This is a genomic window from Micromonospora sp. NPDC005174, from assembly GCF_040608495.1.
Lineage (GTDB): Bacteria > Actinomycetota > Actinomycetes > Mycobacteriales > Micromonosporaceae > Micromonospora.
The window spans coordinates 65,580-77,208 of the sequence record NZ_JBEXIJ010000022.1 but is presented as its reverse complement, the minus strand read 5'-3'; the positions used below and the strand labels follow the sequence as shown (position 1 = coordinate 77,208).

Below are 11,629 nucleotides of genomic sequence, written 5' to 3'. Positions count from 1 at the left end.
GCATGGGGAGACGGCGTACGGCGGTGGGACGGCCGGCGGAGTGGGACGCCCTCGCCACGGCCGCACGCGAGGCCGGCGACGGCGGACGGTTCGCGCTGGTCCGTGGCGTCGCGGGTAGCGGGCGGACGGCAGTGCTGAGCGCCGCCGCCGACGCCTGGCGGTCCGCGGGCGTCGCGGTGCTGCGGTTGCCTCCGGCCGATCCGGCGGACACCCGCGTGAGCGGGTTCGAGTCGCTGCTCGACGCCGTGCGGGAACACTACGAGTCGCTGGCCGAGCCGGCCCTGGCGGCACCGGTGGCCGCCCTCGGCGCGCTGTGTGCGTCGGCCGTGGACCCGTCGCCGGGCCGGTTCGCCGTGCTGGCCCGGGAGACCGGCGCGCTCTTCTCCCTGATCGGCCGTCGCGGCCCGACCGTCCTGCTCGCCGACGACGCCGGCAACCATCCGGCCCGGGTCCTCCCGCTCGGCGCCGCCACCCGTCCGGGAGTCCTCGTCGTCGCCACCACCGAGCCGGACGCCCCGGCCGCCGGCCGACTCGACGCGGTGGCCGACGTGGTCGTCGACCTCCCACCGCTGCCCGCCCCGGCGGTACGCGAGCTGCTCGGTCGCCGGTACCGGACACCTGTCGACGACGCGTTCGCCTCGGCCCTGGCCGATGCGCTCGGTCCGCTGGCCGGGCATCCGGCGACCGTCGTGGCGACCGTCGACGCGTTACGCCACGACGGTCGGCTCACCGAGGCCGGCGGACACCTCTGCCTGCGCGACCCGTACGCGCCGATCCCCCTTCCGCCCGGCCACCCGCTGACCGTCCGCCTGCACGCGTACGGCGCCGACGCCGTACGTCTGGCCACGATGGCGTCGGTGGCCCGGTTCGGCATCGCCGACCTGCCACTGTTCGCCACGGCCACGCTCGGCGACCCCGACGGTCACGGCGCGATCCTCGACGACCTGGTGGAGGCCGGTGTGCTGGTCGCCGACCGGTCCGGCGGCATCCGGCCGCAGAGCCCCGCGCTGGCCGCCCGCCTCGTCCACGACGCCGGACCACGGGCGGTCGCCCGTCTGCACCGGGCGTGTGCCGCCGCACTGTTCCGCCGCACGGGCGCGGGTGACCGGGCGGACCGGGCCACGCTCGCCGACCACGTCACCTCGGCCGGTGCGGCCGTTCCGCCCGACCGGCGTACCGCGGTCACGCTGCTGTCCACCGCGGCTCGGGCGACCGAGCGGGAACCGGACCGCGCGGCGCACTGGTTGAGCGCCGCGCTGCGGCACTGCGACGGCGACGACTCGGCCGGCGACATCCAGGCGCGACTGCTCCGACTGCTGGTGCGGACCGGTCAGTTCACGCGGCTCACCGCCGAGGTCGAGCGGATCGCCACCCTCGGCGTCCCCACCGTGGGCCACGCCGACCTGGCCGCCGCCGCACTGCTCGCCACCCTGCACACCGGTCGGCCGCTGTCACGGCAGGTACGGACGGCCCTGGCCGGGACGGACGCGCTGGTGGCGTTCGGCGACGCGTGGCCGGCCGGTACGCCGATCCCGGTCACCGGCGCACCGGGCGGGGACGCGTCCCTGCTGACGGCGGACGAGTTCGCCACGGTCCGGCGTGCGCTCACCGTCGGCGCGGGGGACGACCCGCTGGTACGCGCCGGCAGCCTCGGCGACCTTGCCCTGGTGCTGCGCCTGGTGGTCGGCGACAGCCGGTACGGCGTACCGGTCGACGGTCCGCTCGCGGCCTACCACCGGCTGCACGAGCACCGCGCTCGCGGCGACCTCACCGGCGTGCTCTCCGCCGCCAGGGAGGCGAACGTCACCGACCTGCCGGACCGGCTCGTGCCCCGACTAGCTCGGCTGTGGGCCGCCGAGGCGTTGGCGCTGCGCGGGCAGAGCGAGGCAGCCGCCGAGTGGCTGCGGTCGGTGCCGGCCGAGCCGCCGTACGCCGCCCTGCGCTGGTGGGTCTCCAACGGACCCGGGTGGGTGCCACGCGACGCGGCGGACGTACGGGAGCGGCTCGCCGCCGGCTGGCGGACCTACGAGGCGCACCTGTCGTACGGCAGCGTGCTCGGCGTCGAGCAGCTGCTCGTCCGGATCGCGGAGCTCGGTGCCCGGTACGCCCCCGCCGCGGCGGGCCTCCGGCTGCCGGCACCACACACGACGGATGGCCCACGGCTCACCACCGAGGCTCAATCGTTGATCCACGCCCTCGTCGAGCGGGACGCCCCGGCAGCCGAGCGGAGCGTCGAGCAGACCCGCACGCGCGGCCACCGCCTCGACCTGTGGCACGCCACCCTGACGCTCGGCCACACCGCCGAGGACGCCGGACCGTGGCTACGCCAGGCGTACGAGGTGGCCCGGACGCTGGACGCGGCGCCGGCACGGACGGTGGTCGCCACCGCGATGCGCCGACGGGGCGTGGCGCCGCCGCAGACCCGGGGCGCCCGACCCGTGTTCAGCGCGACCGAGCTACAGATCATCGAGCTGCTGCGCAGCGGGCGCACGAACCGGCAGATCGCCGCTCGCCTGCGCCTCAGCGAGAAGACCGTCGAGAACCACCTGACCCGACTGTTCGCCCGCACCGGCCTGCGTTCGCGCGTGGAGTTGGCCGCGGCGAGCCTGGACAGGGACGTTCTCGGTGCGGTGTCCTGACCGGCCGACGCGGAGGTACCACCCGGCGTGAGAAGCAAGAGGATCCTCGTCTCCCGGACCGCCGGCGGGGCCACCCGCAGCATCCGCGAGGCGTTGCAGAAGGCCGAGCCGGGAGCGCTCATCATGGTGGCGCCGGGCCACTACCCGGAGAACCTGGTGCTGGACAAGGTGGTCACGGTGACCGCCGAGGAAGGGCCGGGCACCGTCAAGATCACCGCTGCCAGCGGCCCCGCCGTCGTGTTGACCGCCGAGTCGGCGGCACTCAACGCGCTGACGATCGAGGCGCTCGACGCGGACAGCCCCGCCGTCGCCTTCGAGGCCGGCCAGCTCGGGGTCACCGAGTGCGAGCTGTCCGCGGGGTCCTGGGCGACCGTCTTCGTCCTCGGCCGAGCCTCGCTCACCATGCGCGGCAGCCGCGTCACCAACCAGACCGGCGCCGGGGTGGTGGTCACCGCCGCGACCGGCACGGTCCTCGACGACTGCCGGCTCGTCCAACTGGGCACCTCCGGCGTGGTCGTCGGTGAGAGCGGTGTGCTGCGCATGCGGGCCAGCACCGTGCAGGGCGCGGGCGGCAACGGGGTGTGCCTCAACGGGCGCGCGTCCCTCGACCTGGAGGACTGCGAGATCATCGCCGCCGGTAAACCGGCCCTCGCCGTGGAGCAGCAGGCCGCAGCGGTGATCCGGCGGCTGACCGTCACCGGCGGCGACGGCATCGGCGCGTACCTGGCCACCACCGGCGCGGTGTCCATCGAGGACAGTGTCATCACCGGCAACGGTCACGACGGCGTGTTCGTCAGCGGCCGGTGCGCCCCACGGCTGACGCGACTGGCGGTGCGTTCCCCCGGTCGGCACGGCCTCCGCTTCGTCGGACAGGCCGCGGGTGTCGTCGAGCGGTGCGCGGTCGTCGGGGCGGGCGCCACGGCGGTCAGCGTGGACGAACGCTCCACACCCGAGTTCGGGGATCTGGAGATCGACGGCGGCGGCGACTCGGCGGTACGCATCGACGGCGGCGCGGACCCTTTCTTCCGCCGCCTCCAGGTGTCCGGCTGCCCCGGTACGGCCATCGTGGTCACCGGCGCCGCGCGCGGCACCCTGGAGAACGTCAGCGTGGACCGACCGGGCGGCCACGGTCTGGCCGTCGAGGGTGGGGCACGTACCACCGTCAGCGGACTCAGCCTCCGTGGCGCCACGGCTGCCGGTCTGCGGGTGGCCGGGGCCACGCTCACCTGCACCGACGCCGACATCGCGGGGTCCGGCGGCCCCGGGGTGGAGGCCGCCGCCGGTGCCGAGCTGTCCCTGACCCGGTGCCGCGTGCACGACGGCCGGGCCGACGGGTGTGCGGTGGCCGCCGACGCGTCCGGCGTCCTGGCGGAGTCGGAGTTCCACGGCAACGCGGGCAACGGGGTCACCGTCGCCACCACCGAGCCGCTGCGCCTGACCGGCTGCGCCGCGCACGACAACCGCGGCTCCGGGCTGCGCCAACTGGTGCCGGGCGACGTGACGGTGGACGGGTTCAGCAGCGCCCGCAACGGCGCGCCGGACGCGTACGGCACGACCGCTGCCGCCACCGCCAACGCGTACGCCGAGACGGCCCCGGCGGACCGCGCCGAGATCCGCCGCGCCGGCGACCCGCTGGCCGAACTGCACGACCTGGTCGGCCTGCAGAGCGTCAAGCACGAGGTGTCCTCGCTGGTCAACCTCAACAAGATGTCGCAACGTCGCAGGGAGGCCGGACTCAGCGCCCCGCCGATGGCCCGGCATCTCGTCTTCGCGGGGCCACCCGGCACCGGCAAGACCACCGTCGCGCGGCTCTACGGCGCGATCCTGGCCGACCTCCGTGTCCTGCGCTCCGGTCACCTCGTCGAGGTGGCCCGCGCCGACCTCGTCGCCCAGATCATCGGCGGCACCGCGATCAAGACCACCGAGGCGTTCAACCGTGCGCTGGGCGGCGTCCTGTTCATCGACGAGGCGTACACGCTCAGCACCGGGCGGGGCGGCACCGGCCCCGACTTCGGTCGGGAGGCGATCGACACGCTGGTCAAGCTGATGGAGGACCACCGCGAGGACATCGTGGTGATCGCCGCCGGCTACTCCGCCGAGATGCAGCGCTTCCTCGACACCAACCCGGGCCTCGAATCGCGGTTCAGCCGGACCATCGAGTTCCTCAGCTACAGCGCCGCCGAGCTGGTGACGATCGTCGAGGAGCAGTGCCGCCGGCACGACTACCACCTGGACACCGAGGCGGCCGAGCTGCTCCTGACACACTTCGAGACGATCCCCAGGACCGGAACGTTCGGCAACGGCCGCACCGCCCGCAAGGTCTTCGAACGGATGGCCGACCGGCAGGCGTCCCGTCTCGCCGCGTCCGACCGGCTCACCGACGCCGACATGCGCCTGCTCACCGCCGCCGACTTCGCCGGTGACGCGTGACGGGCGTTGACCTGCTCGGCGGGCCGGCGCTCACCGTGGTCACCGGGCCGCCCGGCGTCGGTCGTACCCATGCGGTGCGGGCGGCCGCCGACGCCGCCGCGCGGAACGGCGCGCCGGTGCTGGCGCTGCGCCTGGCACCGCAGGACCGCGACGAGCCGTGGTACCTGGCCGGACGCATCCTCGCCGCGCTCAGCCCGGCCCGTCCGTCCGGCCGCGTGGCCGAGCCACCGGCGACCGCCCTCGCCGGCGTCCTGCGCCGACGGCCCGGCCTGCTCCTCGTCCTCGACGACGCCCAGTGGGCCGACACGGAGTCGGCAGAGGCGATCGGTGACGTGCTGGACGACCCCGCAGGCCCGCCCGTGCGGTGCGTGGCGGCCCTCTGTACCGGTGGCGGCCTGGCCGTTCCGCGCCCGCGCCCCGGCCTGCGCGCCCGCATCGTGCCGCTGCGCCCACGACGCGCGGCCGAGGCCGACGCGCTCGCCGCCCGGCTGCTCCGCGCCACCCCGCACGAGGACCTGGCCGCCGCGCTGCGCCGCTACGGCGCCGGCGTGCCCGCCGCGATCGACGCGGTCGTCACCGGGTACCGCGACGGCGGGCAGCTCGTCGTGGCCGACGGCCGCGCCGGCCTCCGCGACCCGGCAGCGGTCCCGGTCATCCCGCGCGGTCACCAACTGCTGCGGCCGGTACGTCGGCTCGACCGTTCAACGCGAGCGGTGGCGCGTGCCCTCGCCGTGCTGCAACCGTTCGGCCCGGCGGCGCCCGCCCTCATCGGACAGGCCCTCGGACTGACCCCGGACGAGGTGGACCGGCAGCTCGCCGTGGCGCGTACCGAGGGGGTCACCCGGGCTCGGCCGGGCGGTTGGACGGTCACCCCGCCGGCCCTGGCGCTGGCCCTCGCGGCCGACCTCGGTCCGTACGAGCGACACCGCACCGCCCAGGTCGCATCCGCGGCGCTCGGGCGCGACACGAACGCGTCCGACCTGCCCGATCTTCTCGTCGAAGCCGGCACGTCGGTCGACCCCGAGCGGGCTCTCGTCCGCGTGCACGCCGGTGGCCGAACCGTCCGACCGTCCCTGGCCGACCGCTGCCTCCTGGACTTCCGCGCTGGTCGCTGGGCCGCAGCCCTCGACGGGGCGGTGCTCGCCGAGGCGGCCGGGCAGCCCGGAACAGGCGTACCGGTCGCCCGGGTGGCCGCCGAGGTGCTGCTCGCCCAGGGCCGGCCGGCGCGGGCCCGAGCCCTGCTGGACGCCGCCGCCGACCAGCCGCCGCACCTGCTGGCACCGGTACGCGCCGACCTGCACCGGGCTCTCGGTGACCCGGCGGCGGCCGCAGGGGCGGTACGGGACGCCCTGGAGCTGTCGTCCGGCGGCGAGCTGTGGGTGCTCGCCGCCGAACTGGCGACCGAACACGGCGACCACGCCACCGCACGCGCGGCGCGAGCGGTGCCGCTGCCCGCGTACCCGGCGGCCGTCGTCCGCCTGATCGTCGACGGGGACGCCGACGCGGCGGCCGAGGCGGTGGAGTGGACGCGGCGACAGGAACGACCGTACGAGCTGGCCCGCACCCTGGAACGCGCGGTGCGTTGGGCGGGCGCCGACCCGGGCCTGCTCGCCGAGGCGTACGACGTCCTCGGCGCACTCGGGGCGCTGCTCCACCGGTCCCGCCTGCGGCAGTTCGCCCGGCACCGGGGCGCCCCGGTCGCCGGTCGCGCCGAGACCGTCGCCGAGGGCGACCTGCTGCTCGCCGTCCTCGTGGCCGAGGGACTGTCCAACCGGGAGTTGGCCGCGGCGACGCAGAGCAGCGAGAAGAGCGTCGAGGGCCGGCTGAGCCGCCTGTTCGCGCGGACGGGCTACCGCTCCCGCGTCGAGCTGGCCACCGCCGTGCTGGCCGGGACGTTCCCCGGGCAGCCCGACGCGGTCAGCGCCGTTCCGGGGCGATGAGGCTGGACAGCGGCAGCTCGATGCCCTTGGCCCGGGGACGCCAGCGGTCGTTCTCCGCGTGCAGCACCTGGTCCACAGTCGTCCGCTCGTAGTACCGGCTGGGCAGCAGCATCGTCACCCCGTCCGCCACCAGCTCCGGCAGTCGTGACCGCACCGAGGTCAGACCCGCCAACACGGCGGCGCTGGCCAGCACGTCCACCGCCCGGTTCGGCGCGACCCGTAACCGGACCAGCCGGTGCCCGGCGCGGACTCCGGGACGCCGCGCCAGCAGCACCAGGAGGTCGTCGTTCGTACCGCTGGGGTCGGGCCGGTCCGGCACCACCGCCCACATCCGCCCACCGCGCGGCGCGAAGACCACCTCGTTCGGCAGGCCGTCGGCACCGTGCCGGGCACCGGTGCAGCGCAGCGTCAGCGGATTGGCCGGCAGCTCGACCGGATCGCGCGGCTGCCCGGCCTCGTCCACCCGGAAGCCCTGTTCGAGGCGAGCCAGGTCCAACCAGCCCGCCGGCAGCAGGAACGTCCCGTCGCTCGCCTGGTGGCGCAGGTCGGCTGGCAGGTCGACTCCGGCCCCGCCCAGGTGCACCGCTCCACCCGCCTCGACCCGCAGCGCCAGCAGATGCTGGTGCGGACCCGACCGGGCCAGCCCGTCGCCGGCAAGGTGGCCGACGAGATGGAGGTTCGCCGACGGCACCCCCTCGACCGCGACGCGCTGTGCCGGCCACGGCGACGACAGCCACAGACGTACCGGCGTCGCGTTGACCTCCGGTCGCTCCGGCAGCCAGCGGACGCCGTGCGGCCGCCGGCCCCGGGCGGACACCGTCAGCGACGGCCGTGGGCTCGGCGGCGGCAGCGGACCGGCGGTCGCCGGAGCCGTCGCGGCCGGCTCCGCCACGCCGCCGCGGGCGGGCGACAGCTTCGGGACCTGCCGACGCAGGGAGACCAGCCAGCCGTCGTCGTTGCGCCACCGGCTGTCGTCCGGGTCCGGGCCGGTGGAGGCCGCGCGCTGCCAGCGCGCGGGCAGCCGCTGGTCGTCGACGGCCCGCGGCAGTCCCTCCTGTACGGACACCACAGCGCCGGGCGCGAGCGACCACACCTGGACGCCCAGTTCCTCCTCCAAGACCCGCAGGTGCTCGTGCAGACCGTCCGCCCGCTCCGGGGGCACCGGGGTGAGCACCATCAGATCGCCGCCGTCCCAGCCGGCCATCTCCAACAGCCGGCGCAACTGGGCGGTGCCGGTGGCCAGGACGCCGCCGTCCCCGTGGCGCAGCCCCAGCCGGCCGTCCTCCAGGATCGTCAGGTCGACGAGCGTCATGCCCGGCTCGGCGTTCAACCCTCGGTACCGGTCGCGTGTCGCCGCCTCGCGCTGTCGCGACGTGCTCATCAACGCCACCGCGCCGGCCGAGGTCGTCGTGACGCCGCGCGCCGGCGTGAGCCGCCCGTCCAGGTCGGTGTCGAACACCGGCCCACCCGTGGCGTACGGGGGACGGGCCGGCCGCCATGGCACCGCCTGTCCGGACCGGTCCCGCGCGGCCAGGTCGCGGCAGCCCTTGAGCAACACCGCCTCGGCACCGACCGGAGGGGTCCACACTGTCGCGCCGGTCGCCTCGGCCAAGGCCCGCACCTGGGCGTCGAGCAGGCGCTGCTCCGCCTCGTCCGCCGGCCAGCGCAGCCACAGCCGCAGGTCACCACCGTGCAGGGGGATCGACGACAGCGCGGCGGCCACCTCGTCGGCCCCGTGCACCCCGCTGCGTCCCCGATAGGTGGACAGCACGAATCCGCCGCCACGGGTGGCGAGGGCAACCGTCGCCAGATCGGGGTGCGCCGCCCCCAGCCGGGCCGCCGCCGCCCGTCGTACGACGTAGCTCTCCCGGTCGGCGAACTCCAGACCGTTCGGCAGGGGCAGGGTGACGAGCCCGCCGCGTTGCAGGACGAGGCCACCCGCCAGGTCGTACCAGCCCGGCAACGACGTACGCATCGACGCCGGCTGCACCAGCACCCAGTCGACCACCTCGCCGCTGGCACGGTTCACCGGTACCGCCTCTGTCCGGCCCCCGGCCGCGGCCACCGGCTGGACCGTCGCCCCGGTCGGGGTCACCAGCACATCACTGCCCAGGGCGTCCGCGAGCCGGCCGAACAACGCCGCCTGCCGAGCGCCGTCGTCCATCAACACCCGCAGGTCTCGTTCCCCGGCGCCGGCCTCGCGGGCGAGATCGGCCAGGGCGTCGACGCCCAGCGCGGTCACCGGATCCTGCGGCGTGGCCAGCCCGCCCTCGTCGCAGCGGACCAGCGCCAGATCGGCGAGGCCGGGAACGGGCGACGGGCGATCGTCCGGGTCCCGCGTCACCGCGTCCGCCACCGGTTGCGGGGCCTGTCGCATCATGTCGCCAGCCCTTCAGCCATCGCGCGCACGGACCATCGGGCAGCCGGGGCCGCACCGATCACCACCGGGACGGTACGGTGCCCGACGGGCGTCAGCGAGCGGCGCTCCCGCCACAGAGCTTCCACGGACGTCGCCGGGCAGAACACCACACGCAGCGGTGCCGGGTCCAGTCGCGCCAGCTCGTCCAGGGACGTGAGGCGGCGGGCCCGCTCCGGCAGTGGCTCCGCGCCGAGCGCGTCACCGATGACCACGACGTCGACGGCCGGCGCGAGCTGGGTGAGCAGCCGTGCGCCCAGCCGCCGGCTCGCGTCCGGATCGCCGCCGAGGGTGAGGACGTCCGGGGCGGCCGCCAGGTCGACCCAGAGGCGGCGTCCGTCGCGTTCGCCGAGCACGACGGGGATGCTCGACGGCGGTGGGTTCCAGCCGTCCTCAAGCCACCCGTAGGCCGAGCCCCAGCGTGCCGGCCGTGCGCCGACCAGCCGGACGGTCGTGGTGGCCGTGCCGGTGTCCAGGTCGGCGACCAGGGGTGGGAACCAGCCGGGCATGGTCGCCGCGAGCGATCCGATGCCGGCCACCCGTTGCAGGTCACCGGCGGGCAGCACGATGGCACGTCGCAGTCCCTCGACCACCGGCGCGGGCGTCTGCGGGTCCGCGGCCTGACCGACGCCGATCGGCGGGGGTTCGTCGGGCGGGGTGGACGGTCCGACCGGGACGAGCGGAGCGTCGTCCGCCGGCTGCCGGGGCTCGGGCACTGGCGTCGGGCGGGCCGCGGCGATCGGGGGGGACACGCGCGTCGGCGACGTGGTGGGCGTGAGTGGTGTGACCGGTTGCGGTGCGACGGTCGGGGCCGGGCTGAGCGGTCGCGGCGCGACGAGCCGCGCCGTGGCGGTCGGTGACGGCGCCGACGTCGGCTCCGGCGGCCCGATCCGCTGCGGCCCGGGCCGCTCCGCCGCGACAGGCAGTGGCTCTGCGGGCAGTGGCTCTGCGGGCATCGGCTCGGTGAGCTGTGGCTCGGTGAGCTGTGGCTGGGTGGGCAGTGGCTCGGTGGGCACCGGCTCGGCCGTCCGTGGCTCGGGGGCTTCCGGCTTCTCCGCCGGTGGCTCGGCGTCGCCTGGCACGGTTGCACGTGGCTCGGCCGCGCGCGACTCCGCAGGAGACGGCTCGACGGTCTGCGGCGGGGCGGCCGATGGCTTCGCGGCCGGTGGCTCTGCGGTCGATGGCTCGGCAGTCGATGGCTTCGCGGTCGATGGCTTCGCGGCCGGTGGCTTCGCGGTCGATGGCTCTGCGGTCGATGGCTCGGTGGCCGGTGCGGCGGACAGTGGTGGCCGGCGGGGTTCGGTCGTGGAGGCCGGCGGTGTGGCGGATGTCGGAACCGCACCGGAGGTCGGGTCGGACATCCTCGGGACGAGCGGTGCACCGGGACCGTCGACGGGCGCGGGCGCGGGCCGGGTCGCGGCGGGTGGCCGTGCGTCCTGGTCGGGCGGCGGTGCGGTGGAGGCCACGGGCGCGGCCGAGGGGCGGGTGGTGACCGGCGGCGCGGCGGCTGACTCCATGGTGGACGCACGGGGCACGGAGACGACGCCGACGGCGGCGGGGGTGTCGGTGCTCGTGCGCGCGGTGCGGTCGCGGCGTCCACCGATGGCCCGGCGGGACGGGCCGGCCGACGTCGGTGCGCCGCGGGTGCGCAGGACCAGCAGCGGTACGGCCAGGGCCGCCAGCAGCAGGGCGGTCAGGGTGACCAGCAGGATGGGGGACATCCCGCCCTCGTCGGTACGCGGCCCGGCGTCGGCGGACGAGTCCGGGGCCGCGGGGGACGGCGGGGTGGACGCCGGCGCGACGGACGGCAGCGGTCCGGTCCGGACACCGGGGCCGCGCGCGTCGGCCGGCAGCAGCAGGATCCAGCCCGGTTCGAGGACCGTCGGGTCGTCCATCACGCGACCGTCCGGCTGCGCCCGCCCCCGGTTGAGCTCGAAGATCTCGCGGTAGCGCTTGCCGTCCCCGAGGGTCTGTGCGGCGATCGCGAAGAGGAACTCACGCCGGCCGTCGACCGGATCACCGACCACGTAGAACTTGTCGGCCGTGGCCGTGGGTGCCGGCGCCGCGTGTGCCTCCCGGGTCGGCCCCCAGGTCAGGAGCAGCCCGATCACCACCGCGGCCAGGACCGCGAACACTTTGCCGCGATCCGTGGCGCGGATCGTGAACAGCGGAGCCACGCACTTCGTTCCCATGGTGAACTCCTG

At 76.0% G+C, this 11,629-nt stretch carries 5 protein-coding genes; 3 read left to right on the top strand and 2 right to left on the bottom strand.

What is annotated here, in order from left to right:
* Positions 1 to 2 precede the first annotated feature (2 nt).
* From ABZU91_RS22685 to ABZU91_RS22675, 3 genes are read left to right on the top strand one after another with little or no spacing between them, the layout of a single operon-like run.
* Positions 3 to 2,639: a LuxR C-terminal-related transcriptional regulator gene (locus ABZU91_RS22685; protein WP_355243764.1), complete on the top strand. Its 2,637-nt coding sequence runs from the start codon at positions 3 to 5 to the stop codon at positions 2,637 to 2,639.
* A gap of 27 nt (positions 2,640 to 2,666) precedes the next feature.
* Positions 2,667 to 5,069: a right-handed parallel beta-helix repeat-containing protein gene (locus tag ABZU91_RS22680; protein WP_355243762.1), complete on the top strand. Its 2,403-nt coding sequence runs from the start codon at positions 2,667 to 2,669 to the stop codon at positions 5,067 to 5,069.
* Positions 5,066 to 7,009, top strand: coding sequence for an AAA family ATPase (locus tag ABZU91_RS22675; RefSeq protein ID WP_355243759.1), 1,944 nt, complete (start codon positions 5,066 to 5,068; stop codon positions 7,007 to 7,009). The genes ABZU91_RS22680 and ABZU91_RS22675 overlap by 4 nt, the downstream gene beginning before the upstream one ends.
* On the opposite strand, the gene ABZU91_RS22670 is transcribed toward ABZU91_RS22675, so the two are convergent.
* On the bottom strand, positions 6,987 to 9,389 hold the full coding sequence (locus tag ABZU91_RS22670; protein ID WP_355243756.1) for a hypothetical protein: 2,403 nt from the start codon (positions 9,387 to 9,389) through the stop codon (positions 6,987 to 6,989). The two genes, ABZU91_RS22675 and ABZU91_RS22670, sit on opposite strands and share 23 nt — an antisense overlap.
* A complete protein-coding gene (locus tag ABZU91_RS22665) occupies positions 9,386 to 11,617 on the bottom strand; it encodes a hypothetical protein (RefSeq protein ID WP_355243753.1) in 2,232 nt (743 codons plus the stop codon). Before ABZU91_RS22665 ends, ABZU91_RS22670 begins: the two co-directional genes overlap by 4 nt.
* Positions 11,618 to 11,629: the final 12 nt, after the last annotated feature.